Source organism: Hamadaea sp. NPDC050747, from assembly GCF_040654195.1.
Lineage (GTDB): Bacteria > Actinomycetota > Actinomycetes > Mycobacteriales > Micromonosporaceae > Hamadaea.
On sequence record NZ_JBFAHM010000011.1, the window covers coordinates 31,952 to 56,872 of the forward strand.

General features: G+C 69.3%; 21 protein-coding genes. 16 read left to right on the forward strand and 5 right to left on the reverse strand.

Features of this window, described 5'->3' with window-relative positions; all coding sequences use genetic code 11:
• Window positions 1-8: 8 nt before the first annotated feature.
• Both AB0H43_RS25830 and AB0H43_RS25835 read right to left on the reverse strand, forming a co-directional pair.
• Window positions 9-833, reverse strand: a complete 825-nt coding sequence (locus tag AB0H43_RS25830; RefSeq protein WP_360003216.1) for a class II glutamine amidotransferase — start codon at window positions 831-833, stop codon at window positions 9-11.
• Between the two features lie 81 nt (window positions 834-914).
• The gene (locus tag AB0H43_RS25835; RefSeq protein ID WP_360003218.1) at window positions 915-1,730 is read right to left on the reverse strand and encodes a phosphotransferase; all 816 of its coding nucleotides are present in this window, start codon (window positions 1,728-1,730) and stop codon (window positions 915-917) included.
• A gap of 102 nt (window positions 1,731-1,832) precedes the next feature.
• On the opposite strand from AB0H43_RS25835, the gene AB0H43_RS25840 reads away from it, so the two are divergent.
• From AB0H43_RS25840 to AB0H43_RS25850, 3 genes are all read left to right on the forward strand, one after another.
• Window positions 1,833-2,984, forward strand: a complete 1,152-nt coding sequence (locus tag AB0H43_RS25840) for a Gfo/Idh/MocA family oxidoreductase (protein WP_360003220.1) — start codon at window positions 1,833-1,835, stop codon at window positions 2,982-2,984.
• Window positions 2,977-4,020 carry a Gfo/Idh/MocA family oxidoreductase gene (locus AB0H43_RS25845; protein ID WP_360003222.1) on the forward strand — a complete coding sequence of 348 codons (1,044 nt, stop codon included), beginning with the start codon at window positions 2,977-2,979 and terminating at the stop codon, window positions 4,018-4,020. Before AB0H43_RS25840 ends, AB0H43_RS25845 begins: the two co-directional genes overlap by 8 nt.
• Before the next feature lie 61 nt (window positions 4,021-4,081).
• The gene (locus tag AB0H43_RS25850) at window positions 4,082-5,605 is read left to right on the forward strand and encodes an alpha-N-arabinofuranosidase (protein WP_360003224.1); all 1,524 of its coding nucleotides are present in this window, start codon (window positions 4,082-4,084) and stop codon (window positions 5,603-5,605) included.
• Window positions 5,606-5,663: 58 nt separating this feature from the next.
• Here the strand turns inward: AB0H43_RS25850 and AB0H43_RS25855 are convergent, their stop codons facing one another.
• The gene (locus AB0H43_RS25855; RefSeq protein WP_360003226.1) at window positions 5,664-6,701 is read right to left on the reverse strand and encodes a LacI family DNA-binding transcriptional regulator; all 1,038 of its coding nucleotides are present in this window, start codon (window positions 6,699-6,701) and stop codon (window positions 5,664-5,666) included.
• A gap of 231 nt (window positions 6,702-6,932) precedes the next feature.
• Here AB0H43_RS25855 and AB0H43_RS25860 point away from each other — a divergent pair, with 231 nt between their 5' ends.
• The 12 genes from AB0H43_RS25860 (at window position 6,933) to AB0H43_RS25915 (ending at window position 23,094) form a co-directional block, all read left to right on the forward strand.
• Window positions 6,933-7,265 (forward strand): L-rhamnose mutarotase, encoded by a 333-nt coding sequence (locus AB0H43_RS25860; protein ID WP_360003228.1) that lies wholly within the window; start codon window positions 6,933-6,935, stop codon window positions 7,263-7,265.
• Window positions 7,262-8,437 carry an L-rhamnose isomerase gene (rhaI, locus tag AB0H43_RS25865; RefSeq protein ID WP_360003230.1) on the forward strand — a complete coding sequence of 392 codons (1,176 nt, stop codon included), beginning with the start codon at window positions 7,262-7,264 and terminating at the stop codon, window positions 8,435-8,437. The genes AB0H43_RS25860 and rhaI overlap by 4 nt, the downstream gene beginning before the upstream one ends.
• A complete protein-coding gene (locus tag AB0H43_RS25870; RefSeq protein ID WP_360003231.1) occupies window positions 8,437-10,458 on the forward strand; it encodes a bifunctional aldolase/short-chain dehydrogenase in 2,022 nt (673 codons plus the stop codon). The genes rhaI and AB0H43_RS25870 overlap by 1 nt, the downstream gene beginning before the upstream one ends.
• Window positions 10,455-11,879 carry a rhamnulokinase family protein gene (locus AB0H43_RS25875; RefSeq protein WP_360003233.1) on the forward strand — a complete coding sequence of 475 codons (1,425 nt, stop codon included), beginning with the start codon at window positions 10,455-10,457 and terminating at the stop codon, window positions 11,877-11,879. Before AB0H43_RS25870 ends, AB0H43_RS25875 begins: the two co-directional genes overlap by 4 nt.
• Window positions 11,880-11,902: 23 nt before the next feature.
• Window positions 11,903-12,532: a DUF1961 family protein gene (locus AB0H43_RS25880; RefSeq protein WP_360003235.1), complete on the forward strand. Its 630-nt coding sequence runs from the start codon at window positions 11,903-11,905 to the stop codon at window positions 12,530-12,532.
• A 167-nt stretch (window positions 12,533-12,699) separates the two neighbouring features.
• On the forward strand, window positions 12,700-13,398 hold the full coding sequence (locus AB0H43_RS25885) for a hypothetical protein (protein ID WP_360003237.1): 699 nt from the start codon (window positions 12,700-12,702) through the stop codon (window positions 13,396-13,398).
• Between the two features lie 244 nt (window positions 13,399-13,642).
• Entirely contained in the window at window positions 13,643-14,269 is a 627-nt protein-coding gene (locus AB0H43_RS25890; RefSeq protein WP_360003239.1) for a DUF624 domain-containing protein, read from the forward strand.
• Window positions 14,266-15,804, forward strand: coding sequence for an extracellular solute-binding protein (locus AB0H43_RS25895; RefSeq protein ID WP_360003242.1), 1,539 nt, complete (start codon window positions 14,266-14,268; stop codon window positions 15,802-15,804). Before AB0H43_RS25890 ends, AB0H43_RS25895 begins: the two co-directional genes overlap by 4 nt.
• 60 nt (window positions 15,805-15,864) lie before the next feature.
• Complete coding sequence (locus tag AB0H43_RS25900; RefSeq protein WP_360003244.1) at window positions 15,865-16,857, forward strand: ABC transporter permease subunit; 993 nt, start codon at window positions 15,865-15,867, stop codon at window positions 16,855-16,857.
• Window positions 16,858-16,871: 14 nt separating this feature from the next.
• Window positions 16,872-17,795 (forward strand): carbohydrate ABC transporter permease, encoded by a 924-nt coding sequence (locus AB0H43_RS25905; protein WP_360003246.1) that lies wholly within the window; start codon window positions 16,872-16,874, stop codon window positions 17,793-17,795.
• Window positions 17,792-20,404: a hypothetical protein gene (locus AB0H43_RS25910; RefSeq protein WP_360003248.1), complete on the forward strand. Its 2,613-nt coding sequence runs from the start codon at window positions 17,792-17,794 to the stop codon at window positions 20,402-20,404. The genes AB0H43_RS25905 and AB0H43_RS25910 overlap by 4 nt, the downstream gene beginning before the upstream one ends.
• A complete protein-coding gene (locus AB0H43_RS25915; RefSeq protein WP_360003249.1) occupies window positions 20,374-23,094 on the forward strand; it encodes a hypothetical protein in 2,721 nt (906 codons plus the stop codon). Before AB0H43_RS25910 ends, AB0H43_RS25915 begins: the two co-directional genes overlap by 31 nt.
• Before the next feature lie 53 nt (window positions 23,095-23,147).
• Here AB0H43_RS25915 and AB0H43_RS25920 read toward each other — a convergent pair whose 3' ends face one another.
• On the reverse strand, window positions 23,148-23,573 hold the full coding sequence (locus AB0H43_RS25920) for a DUF4267 domain-containing protein (RefSeq protein WP_360003251.1): 426 nt from the start codon (window positions 23,571-23,573) through the stop codon (window positions 23,148-23,150).
• Between the two features lie 29 nt (window positions 23,574-23,602).
• Window positions 23,603-24,046, reverse strand: coding sequence for a DUF1772 domain-containing protein (locus tag AB0H43_RS25925; RefSeq protein WP_360003253.1), 444 nt, complete (start codon window positions 24,044-24,046; stop codon window positions 23,603-23,605).
• Window positions 24,047-24,138: 92 nt separating this feature from the next.
• On the opposite strand from AB0H43_RS25925, the gene AB0H43_RS25930 reads away from it, so the two are divergent.
• The gene (locus tag AB0H43_RS25930; RefSeq protein ID WP_360003255.1) at window positions 24,139-24,726 is read left to right on the forward strand and encodes a TetR/AcrR family transcriptional regulator; all 588 of its coding nucleotides are present in this window, start codon (window positions 24,139-24,141) and stop codon (window positions 24,724-24,726) included.
• The last annotated feature ends 195 nt before the right edge of the window (window positions 24,727-24,921 follow it).

Sequence of the window (24,921 nt, forward strand, 5' to 3'; positions counted from 1 at the left end):
GGGGCCGGTCAAGTACGCGGCCGGAACACGCCCATCCGGTCGACGCCTTCCTGGACTACGCCGTAGGAGTTCTCCGGCACCGCGTTCCACGCCCCGGCGAGCTTGCCGAACGGTTCGGAGACGACCAGCCGTGCCTCGTCGGAGGCTTGGCGCAGCCACGAGTGGTCGGGATACAGCTCGCGCAGCGCGCGGGCGTCGGTGCTGAAGAACAGTGACCGCGAATGGCGGGCCGTCGAGTAGCGGAACGCCCAGAGGCGTTCGCCGTCGGAGGTCGCGACGGTCATCTGCAACGCGTCCGGTACGCCGTGCACCGCCGCGGTGGCCTCCACGAGCCCGGCCATGCGGGCGACCGCGGCGGGTGGATCGTCGGCGAGCCCGAACGTCAGTGCCAGGAAGAACATCAGTTCCGAGTCGGTCGACCCTTCGATCGACGGGTACAGCTCGGGGTCCACGGCGAGGACGAGATCGCGTTTCAGCCTCCCGTACTGGGCGATCGACCCGTTGTGCATCCACATCCATCGGCCGAAGCGGAACGGGTGGCAGTTGCTCTCCTGCACCGGTGTGCCGGTGGAGGCCCGGATGTGGGCGAGGAAGATCTGCGACTCGATGTGCGTGGCGAGGTTGCGCAGGTTCCGGTTGTTCCAGGCCGGGTCGACGCTGTGGAACACGGTCGGCTCCCGGCCGACGTACCAGCCGACGCCGAACCCGTCGCCGTTGGTCGTCTCGACTCCCAGCTTGGAGTGCAGACTCTGATCGATCAGCGAATGGGTCGGCTTGTAGATCAGCTCCTCCAGCGCGATCGGCGAGCCGTAGTAGGCGAGCCAGCGACACATGCCACCACGATGATCCGTTCGGAGCAGTGCAGGCTTCACCCGGGCCGGGTGATCCGGGTGGACCGCTGCTGTGAGGCCTGGTCAGCGCTGGTCGCTGAACAGCTCGCCGACGGCACGGCGGGCGTTGCGCAGGTAGTCGTCCCGTCCGGATTCCAGCCCGAAGGCGTAATCCTCCAGGGCCGTGCATCGGGCGTAGAACACCGCGCGATGACGCGTCTGCTCGTCGAGCCCTGGCATCAGCGTGTCGAGCGCGGAGGCGCCCAGGTCGCGGGCGAGTCGCCCGAGATCGGCGGCGGGATCGGCGACGGCGCAGTCCGACCAGTCGATGACGCCGGTGATCGTCGGGCCATCGACGAGGACGTGTTCGACGCCGAGGTCGTTGTGCGTGAAGACGAGCCGGTCGGCCGGTTCGGGCGGATCGCCGGCGAGGAATCCGGCGGCGAGGCGACGTATGTCGTCGGGCAGGTTCTCGGCGACGTCCCGGAGCTCGTCGAGCCAGGCGGCTGGGGGAGTGTCGTCGACCCCGGCTATGCCACTGAGGCGTTCGACGGGCGCGGTGTGCAGCCGGCCGAGGAACGCCCCGAGGGTGGCGGCGTACGCGGCGCGCCCGGTTCGGGTAAGCAGCGGCTGACCGGTCAGGCGGCGGTAGACGAGCAGCCCGTCTTCGGGGCGCGCCAGCACGACTTCGGGCACGGGCAGCAGGGCGTACTCAGGCAGGACGGCGAGGACGGCGGCGTCGCGGCGTACTTCGGCCGCGGCGTCCGGCCCGGCGGCCACCCGCGCTACCAGGTCGTCGTTGACGGCGTACGCGTGATGGTCGAGTCCGCTGCCCAACGGGGTGACCGACTGGACCGTGAACTCGGCCGACAGGAGAGCGCGAATGTCTTCGGGGGTCACGGTGACGAGGGTAGGCGACCTCGGGAGGTTCCGGTCGGCCGAAGGCGCGGCTAAGATCCGCTGAAAGCGCTTTCCAAGGCAGCGCTGCCGAGTCTCCGAGGAGTGACATTGCGCCGCGACAGCAGCCCGCCGTCCGTGGTTCTCGTGGGTGCCCACGGGCACGGCCGGGGGCACCTCGAACACCTCGCGGCGCGCACAGCCACCGGTCTGGTCCGGCTCGCCGGCGTCGCCGACGTACGCCCGCTGGACGTGCAGCAGCAGAGCCTCGCCGGCGACAGCCTCTTCGGCACCGACGCCGCGCGGGTCATCGCTGAGGTGCGGCCGGAGATCGTGGTCATCTCGACGCCGATGCACACCCATGCGAACTTGGCCCGGCTGGCCTTCGACGCCGGAGCCCACGTGCTGCTGGAGAAACCGCCGACACCGACGATGGCCGAGTTCGACGCCCTTCTGGCGGCGCAACGCGCGGCCGGAGTCGCCTGCCAGGTCGGTTTCCAGGCGTTCGGCTCCCGGGCGTACGCCGAACTCGCCAACCTGATCGCCACGGGCGCCCTCGGCGAGGTACGCCGGATCGGGCTCACCGGCGCGTGGACACGTGACGAGTCCTACTACGGCCGGGCCGCCTGGGCCGGACGCCGGTCCCTGGACGGCGTACCGGTGATGGACGGCGCGCTGACCAACCCGTTCGCCCACGGGGTGGCGATGGCGTTGCGACTCGACGGGTCGGCCGGTGACGAGCCGGTCCGCCAGGTCGAGGTGGACACCTATCGCGCGTACCCCATCGAAGCAGATGACACGGCGAGCGCGCGGATCACGACCGCGCGCGGCACGACGGTCCTCGCGGCGGTGACCCTCTGCGCCGAGACGTCTCGCGAGCCGATCGTCGAAGTAGTGGGCGGCGAAGGCCGCGCCGAACTGTGGTACACCGAGGACCGCCTGCGGACGGCGGCCGGTGAGCGTCGCTTCGAGCGGCTGGACCTGCTCGACAATCTGGTCGACCATCTCACCGACGGCGTGCCGCTGGTTGCGCCGCTGGCCGACACCCGGTCGTTCATGCAGGTCGTCGAGGCCATCCGGCTGAGCCCCGCGGCGGTCGAGATCGACGCGCGGTTCCGGCGCCAGGCCGGCCACCGGGAGATCATCGAAGGCGTCGACGACGTGGTACGCGAAGCGGCCGCCGCCGGCGCGCTGTTCTGCGAACTGCCCGTCGGCTGGGCCACCGGCAAGGCTTTCCAGTGGAGGGAACGTGACTGAGCCAGTGCGGTTCGGGGTCGTCGGGGTCGAGCACGGTCACGCGCTCAGCCTGACCTCCGGCCTGCTCGCGGCGGGCGCGGAATGCGTCGGCTACCACAACCGGCCGGACGAGAGCGACGGCGTGGTCGCCCGCAATTTCGCGGCGACGTATCCCGGCGTACCGGTGGTCGACGACGCCCGGCGGCTCTTCGACGATCCCTCGGTGTCGTTGATCGTGACGGCCGATGTGCCTGACCGGCGGGCCGCCGTCGCGGTCGCGGCGATGCACTCCGGCAAGGATGTGCTCGCGGCGAAGCCGGGGTGTGTGACGCTCGCGGAGCTGACCGCGATCCGGCAGGCGGTCGCGGACACCGGCCGGTTCTGGTCGGTCAGCTTCTCCGAACGCTTCCACGTCAAGGCCGTCGTGCGGGCGTCGCAGCTGGTCGCCGAGGGCCGGATCGGGCAGGTCGTGCAGACGATCGGGCTCGGACCGCACCGGCTGGACGCGCACACCCGGCCGGGCTGGTTCTTCGACCCGCGCCGGGGCGGCGGCATCCTGACCGACATCGCCGCCCACCAGGTCGACCAGTTCCTGCACTTCACCGGCTCGACGCAGGCGGAGATCGGGGCGAGCACGGTCGCCAACCACGCCAACCCGGACCGGCCGCGCTTCGCCGACTTCGGTGAGCTGCTGCTGCGCGGCGACCGAGGCCATGGGTACGCCCGAGTCGACTGGTACACGCCGGGTGGGCTTCCCGTGTGGGGCGACGGGCGGCTGACCGTCCTGGGTACCGGCGGCTACCTGGAGATCCGCAAGAACCTCGACCTGGCGGGCGCACCCGGCGGCGACCACCTGTTCGTCGTCGACGGCGACCGCGTCGAGCGGATCGACTGCTCCGGCGTCGAGCTGCCGTTCTATCCCGACCTGCTGCGGGACGTCGCCGAACGGACCGAACGCGCGATGACCCAGGCCCACGCCTTCCTGGCGACCGAGCTGGCGATCAGAGCCGATCTGCTGGCGGTCCGCGCCGGTTCGCTCGCCGGCTATCTGGAGTGAACCGTCTTATCGGGAGTGATCCGCTTAGCTGGAGCGGTCCGCTTTGACAGTTGGGAATGAGATGACTGACGCCACCCCGCGTACCGCCCGGTTCACCCTTGACCCCGCCTTCCGTGTGGCGCCGGTGTCCCGGCGTACATTTGGCTCCTTTGTGGAGCATCTCGGCCGCTGCGTCTACACCGGAATCTTCGAACCAGGGCATCCGGCGGCCGACGCCGACGGCCTGCGTACCGATGTGCTGGAGCTGATCCGCGAACTCGGCGTGAGCACGGTGCGCTATCCCGGCGGCAACTTCGTGTCCGGCTACCGCTGGGAGGACGGCATCGGCCCGGTGGCGGACCGCCCCGCCCGGCTCGACCTCGCCTGGCACAGCACCGAGCCGAACACCTTCGGGCTCGACGAGTTCATCCGCTGGACCGGCAAGGCCGGCGTGGAGCCGATGATGGCGGTCAACCTCGGCACGCGCGGCGTCCAGGAGGCGCTGGACCTCCTCGAATACTGCAACATCCCGGGCGGGACCCGGCTGTCCGACCTGCGCGTGGCCAACGGCGCCAAGCAGCCGCACGGCGTACGCATGTGGTGCCTGGGCAACGAGATGGACGGCCAGTGGCAGATCGGCCACAAGAACGCCGACGAGTACGGGCGGCTCGCGGCGGAGACCGCCCGGGCGATGCGGATGATCGACCCGAACCTGGAGCTGGTCGCGTGCGGCAGCAGCGGGTCGAGCATGCCGACGTTCGGGCAGTGGGAGGCGACCGTCCTCGACCACGCCTACGACGTCGTGGACTACGTGTCGTGCCACGCGTACTACGAGGAGAAGGACGGCGACCTCGGTGGCTTCCTGGCCAGCGCGGTCAACATGGAGAACTTCATCGCCGACGTGGTGTCCACCGCCGACCACGTACGCGCCAAGAAGCGCACGAAGAAGCACATCAACATCTCGTTCGACGAGTGGAACGTCTGGTACATGAGCCGGCTGCAGGGCGAGATGCCGAAGGAGGACTGGCCGGTGGCGCCCCGGCTGCTGGAGGACCACTACCACCTGGCCGACGCCGTCGTGGTCGGCAGCCTGCTGATCACGTTGCTGCGCAACAGCGACCGGGTCACCTCCGCCAGCCTCGCCCAGCTCGTCAACGTCATCGCGCCGATCATGACCGAGGCCGGCGGCCGGGCCTGGCGGCAGACCACGTTCCACCCGTTCGCCCAAGCCTCCCGGTACGCGAGCGGCGACGTCCTGCGGGTCGAACCGGTGTCGCCGACCTACGAGACCACCGAGTACGGCGACGTGCCGCTGCTGCACGCGGTCGCCACGCACGACGCGGAGACCGGCACGACGACCGTGTTCGCCGTCAACCGGTCGCTGGACGCGCCCCTGTCGCTGGCGGTCGACACCCGGGCCTTCGGGCCGATGCGGATCGCCGAGGCGACCACGCTGGCCGGCGACGACGCGTACGCCCGCAACACCGCCGACGACCCGGATCGCGTGACACCGCAGCCGAACTCGTCCGCGGTGGCCGACGGCGGATCGGTGCGGGCGTCGCTGCCACCGGTGTCGTGGAACGTGATCCGGCTGGTCCGAGGCTAGGACTTGGCGCGGCCGGATCGCTTTTCGCCCAGAGTGGACGGTGGTCCGGCCGGCCCGGTTAGGACTTGGCGCGGCGAGCCCGGGTGCCGCTCACAGTGGACTGGCGGACGACGAGCTGCGGCTGGAAGACCACGTGCCGGTGGCCGTGGCGGTCGGGGTCCTCGGCCTCCTCCAGCAGCAGCTCGGCGGCGGTGCGGCCGAGCTGCTCGCGGGGTTGGCGGACCGACGTGAGCGGCACGGCCGCCGCGGCGGCGAAGTCGATGTCGTCGTAGCCGACCAACGCCATGTCCTCCGGTACGCGCAGACCACCGGCGGTCAGCCCTTGCAGCGCGCCGAGGGCGAGCAGATCGTTGGCGCAGAAGATGGCGGTGGGCCGGGAGGCGGCGGGCAGGGCGCAGATGCGTTCTGCGGCATCGCGGCCCGCGGTCACCGACAGCGACCGCGTCTCTACCACCTGCAGTTCGGTCCCCGGATACTCCTCCAGCGCGGCGGCGGCGCCGGCGTGCCGGTCCTCGACCTGACGGATGGACGCGGGACCGCCGACGAAGGCGATGCGGCGGTGGCCCTGGTCGGCCAGGTGCTGCGCGGCCAAGCGACCGCCGAGCAGGTCGTCGACCGCGACCGAGCACCGGTTCGGCTGCCCCGTGCCCCGGTCGACGAGCACCACCGGGATGCCCCGGTCGATGAGCCGCTCCAGGCGTTCGTGGCGGCCGTCGTCCACCGGGGTGATCAGCAGCCCGCGTACGCGTTGCTCCTCGAGCATCTCCAGGTGCCGTTCCTCCCGCGCCCGATCCTCGCCGCTGTTGCACACGATGAGCATGCCGTCGGCGTCCTCGACCGCGCCCTCCGCGCCGCGGACGACGTCGGTGAAGAACGGGTTGGACACGTCGAGGACGACGATGGCGACGGTCCGGCTCTGTCCGGCGCGCAGGTGGCGGGCGGAGTCGTTGCGGACGTAGCCGAGTTGGCTGATCGCGTCGAGGACGCGCTTGCGAGTCTGCGGAGCCACCGCCTCCGGCCGGTTCAGCACGTTGCTGACCGTGCCCAGCGATACGCCCGCCAGCCGGGCGACCTCCTTGATGCTCGCAGCAGCCATCATCCCTCGCCTGGTCGGAAGTACGCGATGGTTGAAACGTCTCACCCTGCGGGCGGCTCGTCAACCAGCCGTTCAGTGCGAGCGGTGGTCGAAATGGATCGCGAGGAACCTCTTGACGCGTTGGTGATCCGTCTCTACCGTTTCTGTCAGCCGATGGTGAAACGTTTCACGTGTTGGCCCGGCGCGGCGTCCCCATCGGTTCATCGGCCCAACCGACCCCAGGAGGCCCGCGTGCGCCGGATCTGTTTCACCCTTCAGGTCAGACCCGATCGGCTGGCCGAATACCGGCAGCGGCACGCCCACGTCTGGCCGGACATGCTGGCCGCGTTGCGCGACACCGGCTGGCACGACTACAGCCTGTTCCTCCGGGAGGACGGCCTGCTGGTGGGCTACCTGCTCACCGACGACTTCGACGCCGCGCTCGCGGCGATGGACGCCACCGACGTCAACGCCCGCTGGCAGGCGCAGATGGCCGAGTTCTTCGACTCCGGCCGGCCCGACCAGCACATGCGGGTGCTGACCGAGGTGTTCAATCTTGCCGATCAGCTGGGAGATGTGCGATGACCGAGTTCGCGCCGCAGGCGGTTGCCCGGGTGCAGGACGCGTTGCGGGGGCAGCGGATCGAGACCGCCTCGTGGGCGTACGGGAACTCGGGGACGCGTTTCAAAGTGTTCGCGCAGGAGGGTGTGCCGCGGGATCCGTACGAGAAGATCGCCGACGCCGCCGTCGTGCATCGCTACACCGGCGTCGCGCCCACGGTCGCGTTGCACATCCCGTGGGACAAGGTCGACGACTACGCCGACCTGGCCCGCCGAGCCCGAGAGCTGGGCGTGGCGTTGGGGACCATCAACGCCAACGTGTTCCAGGACGACGACTACAAGCTCGGCAGCGTCACCAACCCCGATCCGGCGGTACGCCGCAAGGCGATCGCGCATCTGATCGAGTGTGTCGACATCATGGACGCCACCGGGTCGCGTGATCTGAAACTGTGGTTCTCCGACGGCACCAACTATCCCGGCCAGGACGATGTGCGTACGCGTCAGGCAAGACTGGCCGACGCGCTGGCCGAGACCTATGCGCGGCTCGGTGACCACCAGCGGATGCTGCTGGAGTACAAGCTGTTCGAGCCCGCGTTCTACATGACCGACGTGCCGGACTGGGGGACCGCCTACCTGCACTGTGTCACGCTGGGTGACCGGGCGCAGGTCGTGATCGACACCGGGCACCACGCGCCGGGCACGAACATCGAGTTCATCGTGGCCATGTTGCTGCGCGCGGGCAAGCTCGGCGGGTTCGACTTCAACTCCCGCTTCTACGCCGACGACGACCTGATGGTCGGCAGTGCGGACCCGTTCCAGCTGTTCCGGATCATGCACGAGATCGTGCTCGCGGAGGAGCTGGACAAGGGCGTCGCGTTCATGCTGGACCAGTGCCACAACCTCGAACCGAAGATCCAGGCGGTGATCCGCTCGGTCCTCAACGTGCAGGAGGCCACCGCGAAGGCATTGCTGGTCGACCACGCCGCGCTGAAAGCCGCGCAGGACGCGGGGGACGTGCTGGAGGCCAACGCGGTGCTGATGGACGCCTACAACACCGACGTCCGGCCGCTGCTGCGCGACCTGCGCGAGGAGATGGGGCTCGACCCGGATCCGATCGCCGCCTACAAGCGCTCCGGCTATCTGGAGAAGGTCAAGGCCGACCGTGTCGGCGGCACCCAGGCCGGGTGGGGCGCCTGATGGCCGCTCATCACGACTTGATCGCCCGATCCCGGCGGCTCGGCGCCGACCCACGCAACACCAACTTTGCGGGCGGCAACACCTCGGCCAAGGGGACCGCCGACGATCCGGTGACCGGGCAGCCGGTGGAGTTGTTGTGGGTCAAGGGTTCCGGCGGTGACCTCGGCACGCTGACCGAAGGCGGGCTGGCCGTGCTGCGGCTGGACCGGCTCCGTTCGCTCACCGGCGTCTACCCGGGTGTCGACCGCGAAGACGAGATGGTCGCGCTGTTCGACTACTGCCTGCACGGGCGGGGTGGCGCCGCGCCCAGCATCGACACCGCGATGCACGGCCTGGTCGACGCCGAGCACGTCGACCACCTGCATCCCGATGCCGGGATCGCGCTGGCGACGGCGGCCGACGGCGAGGCGCTGACCAAGGAGTGCTTCGGCGACCGCGTCGTCTGGGTGCCCTGGCGGCGGCCCGGCTTCCAGCTCGGCCTGGACATCGCCGCGCTCAAGGCGGCCAACCCGCAGGCGATCGGCTGCATCCTCGGCGGGCACGGCATCACCGCCTGGGGGTCCACCAGCGACGAATGCGAGCAACGGTCGCTGGAGATCATCCGCACCGCGCAGGCGTTCATCGACGAGCGCGGCCGGGCGGAGCCGTTCGGCCCCGTCGTCGCCGAGCCGCTTCCGGAAGCCGGCCGCCGGGAACGGGCGGCCGCGCTCGCTCCGATCATCCGCGGCCTGGCCTCGACGGATCGGCCGCAGGTCGGCCATTTCACCGACGACCCGGTGGTCCTCGACTTCCTCAGCCGGGCCGAGCATCCCGTGCTGGCCGCGCTGGGCACTTCCTGTCCGGATCACTTCCTGCGGACGAAGGTCCGGCCGCTGGTCCTCGAACTGCCGCCGACGGCGTCGCTCGACGAGGTCGTGGCCCGGCTGCGCGAGCTGCACGCCGAGTACCGCGCCGAGTACGCGAGCTACTACGAGCGCCACGCAGACCCCGACTCGCCGCCGATGCGCGGCGCCGACCCGGCCATCGTGCTCGTCCCCGGCGTGGGCATGTTCAGCTTCGGCCGGGACAAGCAGACGGCGCGGGTCGCGAGCGAGTTCTACCTCAACGCGATCAACGTCATGCGCGGCGCCGAAGCGATCTCCCGCTACCAGCCGATCGCCGAATCGGAGAAGTTCCGCATCGAGTACTGGGCGCTCGAGGAGGCCAAACTCGCGCGGATGCCCCGACCGAAACCCCTCGCCACCCGGGTCGCGTTCGTCACCGGCGGCGGATCGGGCATCGGCAAGGCGATCGCGCTGCGGCTCGCGGCCGAAGGCGCGTGCGTGGTGGTCGCCGACCGCGACGGCGAGGCCGCGGCTCAGGTCGCGGCCTCCCTGGGCCCAGACGTGGCGCTCGCAGTCACGGCCGACGTCACCGACGAGCAAGGGGTACGCACAGCGCTGCGACAGGCGTCCCTCACCTTCGGCGGGGTGGACCTGATCGTCAACAACGCCGGCCTGTCGATCAGCAAGTCGTTGCTGGACACCACGCTGGCCGACTGGGACGTGCAGCACGACGTCATGGCCCGAGGCTCGTTCCTGGTCGCCCGGGAAGCCGCCCGGATCCTGATCGACCAGGGCATGGGCGGCGACATCGTCTACATCGCCAGCAAGAACTCGGTGTTCGCCGGGCCGAACAACGTCGCGTACGGGGCGGCCAAGGCGGACCAGGCGCATCAGGTGCGGCTGCTCGCCGCCGAACTCGGTGCGTACGGGATCCGGGTCAACGGGGTGAACCCCGACGGCGTCGTGCGCGGCTCGGGGATCTTCGCCTCCGGCTGGGGCGCGCAACGGGCCGCGGTGTACGGCGTACCGGAGGAGAAGCTGGGGGAGTTCTACGCCCAGCGGACCCTGCTCAAGCGGGAGGTGCTGCCGGAACACGTCGCCAACGCCGTGTTCGTGCTCGCGTCCGCTGAGCTGTCGCACACGACCGGGCTGCATGTCCCGGTCGACGCCGGGGTCGCCGCGGCCTTCCTGCGATGAGCGGTCCCGTCACAGTCGCCGCGGTCGACCTCGGCGCGGCCAGCGGCCGGGTGATGACCGCTGTGGTCGGCGACGACACCCTGCGGCTGGCGGAGGCGGCCCGGTTCCCGAACGAGCCGGTCCGGGCGGGCGGAACCCTGCACTGGGACGTGCTGCGGCTGTATCAGGGCGTCCTCGACGGGCTGCGGGCCGCCGGGCCGGTGGACTCCATCGGAGTGGATTCGTGGGCGGTCGACTACGGGTTGCTCGACGCCGACGGCCGGCTGCTCGGCAACCCGGTGCACTACCGGGACGCGCGTACCGACGGCGTCGTGGCGCAGGTGCTCGGTCAGGTTCCCGCCGACCGCCTGTACGCGACGACCGGCCTGCAGCTTCAGCCGTTCAACACGGTCTTCCAGCTGATGGCGGCCCGCGACACAGCACAGTTCGCGGCGGCCAAGACGCTGCTGTTGATCCCGGATCTGCTCGGTTACTGGCTGACGGGCCGGATCGGGGCGGAGCGGACGAACGCGTCCACGACGCAGCTGCTCGACGTCCACACGGGACGATGGTCGACCGAGCTGGCCGAGTCGCTCGGCCTGCCGACGGCGATCCTGCCGCCGCTGCGAGACCCGGGTACGCCGGTCGGCGTACTCGATCCCGGGCTCGGACTCGGCCCGATCCCGGTGACCGCGGTCGGATCGCACGACACGGCGTCGGCTGTCGTCGGCGTACCGGCCGCGGGGGAGAACTTCGCCTACATCTCCTGCGGCACCTGGTCGCTGGTCGGCGTGGAACTGCCCGCGCCCGTCCTGACCGCCGACAGCCGTCAGGCGAACTTCACCAACGAGGCCGGGGTGGACGGCACCGTCCGCTATCTGCGCAACGTCATGGGCTTGTGGCTGCTGCAGGAGTCGCTGCGGACGTGGGGCGATCCCGAGCTGGGCGTCCTGCTGCGGCAGGCGGCCGGCGTACCGGGGCTGCGGGCGGTGGTGGACGCCGGAGACGCGGTGTTCCTGCCGCCCGGGGACATGCCGGGCCGGATCGCCGCCGAGTGCGTACGCCTGGGCCAGCGCCCGCCGGACAGTCCGGCTGAGACGGTCCGGTGCATCCTGGACAGTCTCGCGTTGGCGCATCGAGCCGCTGTGCTGGACGCGCAACGCCTGTCCGGCCGGGCGGTCGACGTCGTGCACGTCGTGGGCGGGGGCGCCCGTAACGAGCTGCTCTGCCAGCTCACCGCCGACGCCTGTGGCCTGCCGGTCCTCGCCGGTCCGGTGGAGGCCACCGCGTTGGGCAACGTGCTCGTCCAGGCCCGGGCCGTCCGGGGCGGCACGGCCGGGCTGGCCGAGCTTCGGCAGCTGATCCGCCAGACCCAGTCCGTCCGGCGCTACGAGCCGCGCGGCGACTCCGCGCGCTGGCGAGAGGCGGCCGCCCGGCTCTGAAACGTTCACGCCCAGGAGGGCCTATGGCATATGTCAACCCGTTGAGTTCGCCGGCCGATCTCGACGGCTTCCGGCTGGAGGGCGACGGCGCGCTGTCGTTCCCGCGCGGACGGCTGCGGCTGGAGAGTCTGCGTCCGCCCGAGGACGGGCAGGACGCCAACATCGTGCTGTGGTGCCCGGCCGAGTTCGGCCCGGATCTGCGCATCGAGTGGGACTTCTGGCCGATCGGGGAACCCGGGCTGTGCATCCTGTTCTTCCACGCCCGCGGTCGGCGGGGCGAGGATCTGTTCGATCTCGCGCCGAGGACCGGGCCGTACGAGCAGTATCACCACGGCGACTTGAACGCCTACCACGTCTCCTATTTCCGGCGGATGTGGCCGTCGGAGCGCCGGCTGCACACCTGCAACCTGCGCAAGAGCTACGGGTTCCACCTGGTGGCGCAGGGGCCGGATCCGTTGCCGGCGGCGCTGGACGCACAGGGCCCGTACGCGATCCGCTTGACGGTCCGGGGTGGTGAGATCACGTTCGAGGTCGCCGACCTGGTGTCGTTCTCCTGGCGCGACGAGGAGCCGCTGCGTGGCGGGAAGCTCGGCTTCCGGCAGATGGCTCCGATGATCGGCGAGTACGCCAACCTCCGCGTCACCGACCTCTGACGGCTTCCCACTGGATCAGGGTTCTGGGTCGAATCTTGTCCCAAGATTCGACCCAGAACCCTGATCCAGGGCCTCCATGACCGGGCTTGACTTAGTTTGAGGCCACAACTAACGTGACGGGCACCGCGCGGTGACATATTCCGATGTGTCATCAAGGAGGTTTCGTCATGCTTCGTTCCGTGCGCCTGAGCCTGGGCGCGGCGCTTCTCGCGATCGTCATGGTCGGCCTGGTGTCGACACCGGCGCAGGCGGCCGTCTGGTACTCGACCGATCGCTGGGGCACCTGGTCCAGCGGCGGCTACACCCTCTACAACAACGTGTGGGGCAGCGGTTACGGTCCGCAGACGATCTGGGCGAACTCCGCCACCAACTGGGGAGTCTGGGCCGACCACCCGAACACCGGCGGGATCAAGGCGTACCCGAACTCGACCAAGTGGTCGGGCAAGAAGGTGAGCGCCCTCGGCACGCTCAGCAGCTCGTTCAACGTCACCGTCCCGACCAGCGGAGTTGCCTTCACCAGCGCGTACGACGTGTGGTCGAGCGACAACGCCCACGAGATCATGCTGTGGATGAACAAGTACGGCGCGGTCGGGCCGCTCGGCACCTTCCAGACCTCGGTCAGCGTCGGCGGCCACTCCTGGAACGTCTACCGCGGCTCGAACGGGTCCAACCAGGTCTACTCCTTCGTGCGGACGAGCAACACGTCGGCCGGGACGGTGGACATCAAGGCGATCTGCACCTGGATCAAGAACCGGGGCTGGTTCGGCGACGTCACGATCGGCAACGTCCAGTTCGGCTACGAGATCACGTCGTCGGCCGGCGGCAAGGACTTCGTGACGAACAACCTCACCGTCACCGCCTCGTAGCGAGGTAGGTACCTGCATGTGGGCGGCTCCCGTGTCTGGTCTTCGGCCCGGCACGGGGGCCGAGCCGTGCCTTACCGCCCGATTTGACGCATCCAATATGGACGTTGACATTGAGACGATTCAAAGCTAACGTCACGCTACCTTTTCCCCAGTAGTTCCCCCGTAACCTCCTCGTAGCAAGGCAGGTGCCGATGCGGAGACGAGTTCAGACCCGGGGCCTCGCCCCATCCGTTCGGCGGTCGCGATGACCTCGCCTGCCTGGTCGGTCCGGCTTTACGAGGCCGCCGACGAAGTGTTCTGGGCGCTCCAGCTCAGCTTGTGCTGGCTCCTGTTCACGCTGATCGGTGGCGTGGTGCTGGGAGCCGGACCGGCGACGCTGGCGGCGTACGCAGTGGCTCGACGGCACGCTCGCAATGAATCGTTTCAGATCTGGTCGGCGTTCGCGGTGCAGTACCGCCGCGAATTCGGCCGGGGCTCCCTGGTGGTCCTGCCGCTGGCCGGAGCCGTTCTGCTGCTCGTCACGAACTATCACTACTTCGCGTCCCTGGGTCCGGCGGCCACCGCCGGCCGGGTGGCCACCGGCGTCGCGCTGGTGGCACTCCTGGTGGTGGTGGCCTACCTGCTGCCGATGACCGTCCACTACGACCTGCGCACCTTCGCGTACCTGCCCAAGGCATCGCTGTTCGCCCTCACCCGTCCGGCCGCGTCGGCGCTGCTGCTGCTCGTCGGATCGGCGTTCGTCTTCGCGGTCCAGGTATACCCCTTCCTGGCGATCGCGGCGATCGGCGGGTGGATCCAGCTCGACACCTGGCTCTGCCTCCGCTTCTTCGCGGAGAACGAGGCGCGTCTTCAATCGAAAGGACTCTCATGACGACACCGACCCTGCGTCGCCGGCTGCTGGCGGCCGGGCTCGCACTCGCCGGCGTCCTCGGCGTCGCCGCGTGCGGCGACGAACCGGAGCAGACATCGCTCGACACGATCAGCATGATGACCCGGTTGTTCGGCACCGCGCCGGATCCGAACGGGGAACTGCAGAAGGCGGTGGAGAAGCTGATCGGCAAGAAGCTCGACATCAGCTGGGTGCCCAACGCGGACTACAACGACAAGACCAACGTCGTGCTCGCCTCCAACAAGATCCCCGACGTGATGGTGGTCGACGAGAAGGCACCGACGTTCGTGAAGGCCGCCGAGGCCGGCGCGTTCTGGGACCTGACCGGCAAGCTGGACAAGTACCCCAACCTGAAGGCCGCCGACCCGCAGACCGAGCGCAACTCCTCGGTCAACGGCAAGGTCTACGGCGTCTACCGGATCCGGCCCCTGCTGCGGTCGGCGGTCGTCATCCGCAAGGACTGGCTGGCCAAGGTCGGCCTGACCCAGCCGGAGTCGGTCGACGACCTGTACAAGATCGCCAAGGCGTTCACCGAGCAGGACCCGGACGGCAACGGCAAGAAGGACACCTACGGCCTGATCATTCCGAAGTGGCCCGGCGGCTACGCCAGCTCCAGCCCGTACGACGTGATGGAGACCTGGTTCGGGGCGCCGAACGGCTGGGGCGAGCGCAACGGCAAGCTGGTGCCGGGCTTCGACACCGAGGAGTTCCTCGCGGCCAACCGTGAGCTGAAGAAGTGGATCGACGAGGGCCTGGTGAACAAGGACTTCGCCACCCTCGACAGCGCCAACTGGAACGACCCGTTCGTGCAGGGCAAGGGCGGCATCATCATCGACGTCAACGTCCGGGCGAACCAGCTGATCGACCTGTTCAAGCAGAAGACGCCCAATGACTTCGACAAGGTCGTCATGGTGGGCAACCTGAAGCGGTCGGACGGTCAGAAGTTCTCCGCCCCGTTCACCGGCTACAACAACGTGCTGGCCATCTCCAAGCAGCGCGTACGCACCGACAAGCAGCTCGACGAACTGCTGACCGTGCTGGACAAGCTGGAGTCGAAGGAAGGCTCCGCCCTGCTCAGCAACGGCATCGAGGGCCGCAACTACAAGGTGGAGAACGGCAAGGCCGTCCCGATCAACCAGGACGACCCGCAGGTCAAGATCCTCCAGAACGACGTGGACAAGGCGTTCATCCAGCTCGGCACCCGGGCCAGCGTCGGCGTCGGCCAGTTCGCCCCGGCGTACGGCGACGAGGTGTCGCAGAAGCTCTACGACCTGCGCGCCACGCTGATGACCGAGGACCTCAAGACGGCGGTGCACAACCCCGCGCTGGCGGTCATCTCGCCGACCCTGGTGCAGAAGGGCGCGACGCTCAACCTGATCATCCCGGACGCCCGGATCAAGTACCTGTCCGGCGCGATCACCGAGGACCAGCTCAAGGCCGAGATCAAGCGCTGGTACGACAGCGGCGGCACGCAGGTCGCGCAGGAGACCAACGACCTGGTGGCAAAGCTCAAGTGACCGTCTCGGAGGGTCCGGCCACGCGGCCGGGCCCTCCCCACCCCTCGATGGGAGGCGGCGTTGGCCACCGACCTCGTCCCCGGTGTGACCCCGGAGACTCCGAAGACCAGCCGGCCGCCGTCCGAGCGTGCCGCCCGGCGTAAGCCGGCCCGCGTCCTCGCGACCGCGCTGCGGCATCGCTGGCTGTACGTCATGCTGCTGCCCGGTGTGGTGTACTTCCTGGTCTTCAAGTACTGGCCGATGTACGGCCTGCACATCGCGTTCAAGGAATATCTGCCGTTCCTGGGCTACTCGGGCAGCCCCTGGGTCGGGTTCAAACAGTTCCAGACGCTGTTCTCCGGCCCCGACTTCGGCCGGCTGATGGTCAACACCCTGATGCTGGCAGTGCTGACCATCCTGTTCGTCTTCCCGGCCCCGATCGTCGTCGCACTCATGCTCAACGAACTGCGTACGGTCATCGTCAAACGGTCCATCCAGTCGCTGATCTACATCCCGCACTTCCTGTCGTGGACGATCGTGGCGTCGCTGACCTACCTGCTGTTCTCGGTCGACTTCGGCGTACTGGCGAATTTCATCCACGATCTGGTGGGCGGCGAACAAGTCGACTACGTGGCGCAGGAGACCTGGTTCCGGCCGATCATCGTGCTGCAACTGCTGTGGAAGCAGACCGGGTGGGGCACGATCATCTACCTGGCCGCCCTGGCGGGCGTCGACACGCAGCTCTACGAGGCGGCCCGGGTCGACGGCGCCGGCCGCTGGCGGCAGCTGTGGCACATCACGCTGCCCGCGATCCGGCCCGCGATCGTGGTGATGGCCATCCTGACCTCCGGTCACCTGCTGGACTCCGGGTTCGAGCAGATCTGGCTCATGACCACGTCGCTGAACCGGTCGGTGTCCGACGTGTTCGACACGTACGTCTACTACATCGGCATCACGCAGGGCGCGTACAGCTACTCCACCGCCGTCGGTCTGTTCAAGGGAGTCATCGGCGTGCTGCTGATCGCCGGTTCGAACTGGCTGGCCAAACGTCTCGGCCAGCGCGGCCTGTACTGAGGGGGACGCCGATCATGGCAATCGACAACGTCGCCGGTCCGGCGGCCCAGCGCCGCCGTGGGGTCCGGCACCATGAATCGGTCGGCAGCCGCGTCTTCGACGTCTTCAACGTCGTCGTCCTGCTGGCGCTGGCGGCCGTCACCGTGCTGCCGCTGCTCTACGTGCTGGCCGGGTCGTTCGCCACCGAGGCGGAGATCGACTCGCGGCCGTTCTTCCTGTGGCCGCAGAAGTTCGTCACCGACGGGTACGACTACATCTTCGGCAGCGGCACCTTCCTGCGCGCGCTGCTGACGACGATCTGCGTGACGCTGGTCGGCACGGTCATCCAGGTCGGGCTGACGCTGACGATGGCGTACCCCTTGTCGAAGCGTTTCCTGCCGGGCCGCACGCTGGCGATCAACCTGGTGGTGTTCACGCTCGTGTTCAGCGGCGGCATGATCCCCACCTACCTGGTGGTCCGCGACCTGGGGCTGCTGGACAGCTACTGGGCGCTGATCCTGCCGCTGGCGATCAACCCGTTCTACCTGCTGATCGTCAAGAGCTTCTTCCAGGAGCTGCCCGAGGCGCTGGAGGAGGCCGCGCGGATCGACGGCTGCAACGAGCTGGGCGTGTTCTGGCGGATCGTGCTGCCACTGTCCAAACCGGTCATCGCTACGTTCTCGCTGTTCTACGCGGTCGGCATCTGGAACGACTACATGTCGCCGCTGCTCTACATCGACGACGAACGCAAGTGGACCCTGCAGGTGCTGGTGCGGCAGCTCACCGCGTCCAACGCGGACTCGGAGAACGCGCTCAACGCGCTGGAAGGCGCGTTCTTCCCGCAGCAGGGCGTGAAGTTCGCGATCATCGTGCTGGCCACGCTGCCGATCCTGCTGGTGTATCCGTTCCTGCAGAAACACTTCGCCAAGGGTGTCCTGATCGGATCGGTGAAGGAGTGACCGATCACCGCACCACGGCGCGCTGGCTGGAAGAGCCTCGCCGCCACGGCACCACGTGGGGCGTGCCCTGGCCGCGCGGCACGGTCTCCGCGGACAGCCCGTTCGCGCTGGCCGACGGCACCCCGCTGCAGAGCTGGATCACCGCCACCTGGCCCGACGGCTCGGTCAAGTGGTCGGCGCACGCTATCTCGCCATCCGGGTCGCCGCGTGAGGCGTACGAGCTGGTGCCGGGGATGGAGCCGAGCGCGCCCGCGGACCCGGTGACGGTGACGGGCGACGGCGAGCGGGTCCACGTGCGCAGCGGGCCGGTGACCTGGACGCTGCGCACGCCGTCGGTGATCGAGTCGATCGCCTACGACGGCCGGCAGATCGCCGGCCCGGTTCAGGCGGTGAGCCTGCGCCAGCACGGCCCCGACGACGACGGCAGCCGCGAGCGGACCCGCACCACCGGCGAGGTCTCGCGGGTCACGGTCGAGCAGGCCGGGCCGGTCCGGGCGGTGGTACGCCTCGACGGCCGCCACGGCGACTGGCTGCCGTTCACCATCCGGCTCTACTTCTACGCCGGCCAGACCGACGTACGCGTCGTGCACACCTTCGTCTGGGACGGCGACCCCGAGCGGGACTTCCTGGCCGGCCTCGGCCTGAGCGCCGATGTCGTGATGCGCGACGCGTTACACGACCGGCACGTCCGTATCGCCGGAGCAGAAGGGTTTCTCACCGAGGCGGTCCGCGGCCTCACCGGGCTGCGCCGCGACCCGGGCGCCTCGGCACGGCAGGCGCAGATCACCGGCCGCCCGGTGACCGGCATCGAACCCGGCGTCGCCGAGCTGCTGCGGTTCGTCCCCGCGTGGAACGACTACACCCTCGACCAGACCAGCGCCGACGGATTCCTGCTGCGCAAGCGCACCGCGGCGGGGCACGCCTGGGTGACGATCCCGGCCGGCACCCGCTCCGGCGGGTACGCCTACCTCGGCGGGGCGACCGGCGGCGGGCTCGGCTTCGGCCTGCGCGACTTCTGGAAGCTGCACCCGACCCGGCTGGACATCAGCGGCGCGGCGACCGACACCGCCACGGCGACGGTGTGGCTCTGGTCGCCGAGCGCACCCGCGATGGACCTGCGGTACTGGCACGACGGGATGGGCCAGGACACCTACGCCGACCAGCTGCAAGGGCTGGAGATCACCTACGATGACTACGAGCCCGGCTTCGGCACGCCCCACGGCGTCGCGCGCACGCACGAGCTGAGTCTGCGCGTCCACCCCGTGACACCGTCGAACGACGACCTGGCCGCGGACCTGGCGGCGCTGAACGCGCCGGGACTGCTGACCGCCGCGCCGCACCGATTGCTGGCCGCGAAGGTCTTCGGCCCGTGGAGCCTGCCCGATCCCCACCACCCGGACGTCGAACAGCGCCTGGACTTCCTGTTCGACTACTACACCGGCCAGGTCGAACAGCGCCGCTGGTACGGCTTCTGGGACTACGGCGACGTCATGCACACCTACGACCCGGACCGGCACACCTGGCGCTACGACGTCGGCGGGTACGCCTGGGACAACTCGGAACTATCGCCCGACTTGTGGCTGTGGTACCAGTTCCTGCGGACCGGGCGCGCCGACGTCTTCCGGTTCGCCGAGGCGATGACCCGCCACACCGGCGAGGTCGACGTCTACCATCTGGGCCGATGGCAGGGGCTGGGCTCCCGGCACAACGTGCAGCACTGGGGGTGCAGCTGCAAGCAGCTGCGCATCTCCAACGCCGCCTACCGCCGGTTCTACTACTACCTGACCGCCGACGAGCGTACGGGTGATCTGCTCGACGAGCTGTCCGCGCCGGAGCAGACCTTCCTCGCCGTCGACCCGATCCGCAAGATCCGGGCGGACGAGTACACCCCCGATCCGGCCGCGCTGTCCGTCGGGCTCGGCGCCGACTGGGGATCGCTGGCCGCGGCCTGGCTGACCCGCTGGGAACGCCACGGCGACACGCGGGCCCGCGACCGGCTGCTCGGCACGATGGCCGACATCGGCGCGCTGCCGCACGGCTTCCTCACCGGGGAGGCCCGTCTCGACCTGGCGACCGGCCGGCTCCGGGCGGCCCGGGACATGATCTCGGTGTCGCACCTGTCGGCCGTGTTCGGGCTGCCCGAAATCGTCGCCGAACTGCTCGACCTCGACCTCGGGCTGCCCGAGTTCGACCAGGCGTGGCTGGACTACTGCCGGCTGTACCTCGCTTCGCCCGCTGAGCAGACCGCCGCCGTCGGCGCGCCGCTGGCGGGCATCTCACTCGTCCAGGCCCACAGCCGCCTGGCCGCGTACGCCGCCGCCCGGACGGGAGACCCAGACCTGGCCGCCCTCGCCTGGCGCACCTTCACCCTCGACGAAGGAGACCAGCTCAACACCAATCCGCTGCAACGCCAACCGTCTTGGCAGACCACCCGGATCACCGGCACGCATGTGCTCATGCCCGTCGACGAAGCGGCCTTCGTGAGCACCAACGACGCCGCTCAGTACGGGCTCGCCGCAATCCAGTTGCTCGCGCTCGCCGCGGCCCAACGCCCAACTGAATTCGGAGGTCACCACCCGTGGAGCCGATCAAACGACGCACCCTCCTAGCCGGCATGGCCGGCGTACCGCTCACGACGTTCCTGCCCGATCTCGGCCCGCTCACCGGCGCGACCGGCGTCGCGTACGCCGCCGCAGCCGTCCCCGACGTCCACCTGACCTGGCTCGAAGGTGCGCCGGGCACCCCTGCCACCACCACCTGGGGCACACCGTGGCCCCAAGGAGCCGTCCCCGGCGACCAGTCATTCCGGCTCACGACACCGGACGGCAGCCCGGTGCCGGTGCAGAGCTGGCCGCTGGCCTACTGGCCGGACGGCACCCTCAAGTGGAGCGCACACGCCACCGCGGTCCAGACCCCGGCCGACTCCTACACCCTCGCAGCCGGAACCCCGGCCGCCCCCACCACCGCCGTCACGGTCACCGACCAGGAGAGCTACCTCGACGTCGACACCGGCGTCATCCGCGCCCGGATCCGCAAACGCGGACGGGAGCTGATCAGCCAGATCTGGCGCGGCGACGTCGAGATCGCCCGCAAGGGCACGCTGGTCAACCTCCGCCAGGACCACATCGAGGAGGACGAGGAGAAGGCCGCACCGCGGGACCGCTTCGAAAGCGACATCCACACGGTGACGGTCGAACAGTCCGGGCCGATCCGTGCGGTCGTGCGGATCGAGGGCACGCACACCAACGAACGCGGCAAGTCGTGGCTGCCGTTCACCGTCCGGCTGTACTTCTACGCCGGGGCGGAGAACATCCGCATGATGCACACGTTCGTCTACGACCGCGACGGCAGCCGCGACTACATCGCCGGTCTCGGCGTACGCTTCCGGGTCCCGATGCGCGACGCCGCGTACGACCGCCATGTGCGCTTCGTCGGCGACGGGCACGGCATGCTCACCGAGGCCGTCAAAGGCATCACGGGCCTGCGCCGCGACCCGGGCGCCACCGTACGCGCCGCGCAGGTGGCCGGGACGAAACTCGCCGATCCGTCCACCTGGGACCAGCGGGTCACGACCCGGCTGCAGTACATCCCCGAATGGGGCGACTACACCCTCAGCCAGCTGTCGGCCGACGGGTACACGCTGAAGAAGCGTACGAAGAAGGGCTATGGCTGGATCGGCGTCGACCAGGGCCGCCGCGCGGCCGGCGTCGCCTACGTCGGCGGCGTGAGCGGCGGTTTCGCCTTCGGCCTGCGCGACTTCTGGCAGCGGCACCCCACCCAGCTCGACATCCGCCAGGCGCACACCGAGGAGGCCGAGGTCACCGTCTGGCTGTGGTCGCCGCAGGCCGAACCGATGGACATGCGGTTCTATCACGACGGCATGGGCCAGGACACCTATCCCGAGCAGCTCGAAGGTCTCAACATCACATACGAGGACTACGAGCCGGAGTTCGGCACGCCCTACGGCATCGCCCGCACCAGCGAGCTGACCTTCTGGGCGCTGGCGGCCACACCGGCGGCGACCCGGCTGGCCGACATCGCCGACCAGGTGCGTACGCCGCCGCAGCTGATCAACCCGGTCGCGCACCTGGTGTCCAGCAAGGTCTTCGGCGGCCTGTTCGCTCCCGTCGACCGGTCGCACCCGGTCAAGGCGGTCATCGAGGACCACCTGGACTTCCTGTTCGGCTTCTACCAGCGACAGGTCGAGCAGCGGCACTGGTACGGCTTCTGGGACTACGGCGACATCATGCACACCTTCGACGAAGACCGCCTGGTCTGGCGGTACGACATCGGCGGCTACGCGTGGGACAACTCCGAACTCTCGCCGGACCTGTGGCTCTGGTACGCCTTCCTGCGCTCCGGCCGCGCCGACATCTTCCGGTTCGCCGAGGCGATGACCCGCCACACCGGCGAGGTCGACGTCTACCACCTGGGCAAGTGGGCCGGTCTGGGCACCCGGCACGGGGTCCAGCACTGGGCCGACAGCGCCAAACAGCAACGCATCAGCACCGCCGTCTACCGTCGCGTCTACTACTACCTGACGGCCGATGAGCGTACGGGTGACCTGCTGTCGCAATTGGTCGACTCGGACCGCACGTTCCTGGTGCTCGACCCGCTGCGCAAGATCCGGACCGAGCCTTACACGCCGGACCCGCACGCGTTGTCCATCGGGCTGGGCACCGACTGGAGCGGACTGGCCGCCGCCTGGCTCAGCGAATGGGAACGCAACGGCCCCAAGGCCGACGTGGCGAAGGCGAAGCTGCTGGCCACAATGGAGACGATCGCGGCGATGCCGAACGGCTTCGTCACCGGCAGCGGCCTCTACGATCTCGACACCGGCCGGTTCGCCCCGGTCACGACGAAGACGGTCAGCGTCTCCCATCTCAGCGCGATGTTCGGCCAGGTGGAGATCTGCGCCGAGATCATCGGGCTGGTCGACGTTCCCGGCTTCGAGGACGCCTGGCTGCAGTACTGCCGCCTGTTCAACGCCTCCAAGACCGAACAGGCCGCCGAATGCGGGGCGAACTTCGGCAACCTCATCCTCAAACAAGGCCACGCCCGGTTGACCGCGTACGCGGCCGTCCGGCTGAACCGGGACGATCTGGCCACGCGGGCCTGGAAGGAGTTCTACACCGGCGACGGCTACGGGCCGGCGCTGCCGTGGACCAGCACGGAGGTCACCTCGACGCTCAACCCGAGCGAGGCAGCCACCTGGGTGTCGACCAACACGACGGCCCTCTACGGGCTGGCGGCGATCCAGAATCTCGCGCTCATCGGCGACAAGATCATCGCGCCGTAGGGTGACGGTCCCGGGCTCGGTGTTCGCCGAGCCCGGGACCGTGCCCCAAAGATCTAGGCGGGTTGCGGTGCGGGCATCTGCGGAACCGCCCCGGCCTCGCGCGTCTCCCGCATCACCAGCAGGCCGGTGACCAGCATCAGCGTCGCCGTCAGGCCGTGGACGCCGAACGCGGTCGCCACGGAGCCGTGGTGGGCCAGCACATTGGCCATGTCGCCGTACGCGGCGAATGCCTCTACGAGCAGCACCCAGCCCAACGCCCGGCGGTGGCCGGTCACCAGCAGGACGCCGAGAACCAGGGCGAGGACGACGTCGCGGATGCCCTTGACGACCAGGAAGCCGTCGCCGTCGCCGGGTGGCCAGGACGGCAGGCCGTAGCCTGGCGCCGTCGTCTGTGGGTTCAGGATGTACTCCGTCCCGAACCAGAGGATGAACAGGATGAAGGCGGCGGTCAGAACGGTGTTGATCTTTTTCAGCGACATCGTGCTACTCCTGGTGATTCTTGGCGGGGTCAGGCGAGGGCGGCGGCCAGCAGGGTGAAGGCGGCGACGATGACCGCGACACGCGCGTAGTGGTAGCGGCCCCATCGGTTCAGCTGCTGCTTCCAGTCGGCGGGCCGGTTCTCGGGAGTCCAGGTCTTGTTCCGGTTGTTGATCGGGACGAGCAGCAGGATCGACATGACCACGCTGACGACCAGCAGGCCGGCGGCGATGACGACCAGGGCGCCGTCGTGCTGCCATCGGGCCACGGCCCAGATGGCGGCGAGGACGAGTGAGCCGATGTACCAGAACGGCATCACGGCGCCGAGCATCCGGCCGCCGTGGGCGTGGCCGAGCTGGCCGCTGTCTTCGGGCAGGGCGTCCAGGATCCGGTTCATGATGAAGGCGACGGAGAACTCCACTCCGACCATCAGCCCGACGATCACGACGGTGGCGACCTCAAGTGCGTTGAGCACGATTGTTCCTCCCAAGAATCTAGCAGTGCTAGCTGATGAGGCAACGCTAGCAATGCCACCGCTTGATTGTCTAGCGGTGCTAGGATTCCTTCATGTCGGTCAAGGAACGCAAGCAGCGTGAACAGGCGGTCCGCGAGCGCCTCATCGTGGCGACCGCCCGTGAACTCGCCGAGGAACAAGGCTGGGACGCGGTCACCACCCGCCGGCTGGCCGAGCGCATCGAATACAGCCAGCCCGTCCTCTACAGCCACTTCCGCGGCAAACGGGAGATCATCGGAGCCGTCGCCCTGCAAGGCGCCACCGAGATGGCCGCAGCGGTGCGCGCAGCAACCTCCGCCGAGGGCGACCCGCGCGCCCGGGTCACCGCCCTGGCCCACGCCTATCTCGACTTCGCCGCCCGCAATCCCGCGGTCTACGACGCGCTGTTCCAGCTCGACGGCGGCCTGGCGTACGCGCGGGAGGACACCCCGGAGCCGCTGAAGGACGCCTTCGCCGCGCTGATGGAGACGCTGGCCGAGGTGTCCGGGGACGGCGTCGAACCGGGGCTGTTCACCGAGCTGTTCTGGTCGTCCCTGCACGGCCTGGCGACCTTGACCCGCACCGGCCGGCTGTTACCCGAGTACGCCGAGCTGCGGGTGCGGCTGCTGGTGGACCGGCTCGCCGCGGCTGGACAGCCTTAGCCGGGACCGCCGATGCCGGGCGGGGTGGCTAGGTTCGGGAAAGCGCTCGACCGCGTGCACGTCGAACCGCATGTCACCGTCGGGCGAGCGATCGCAGATGCAGCCGTGGCCGATCCAGACTCAACATTCCCCCTTGTCGTCGCAGGGGGACCGATCTTAAGTCGCGACGGACCTGGGGGCACGCCGGTGAGCGTG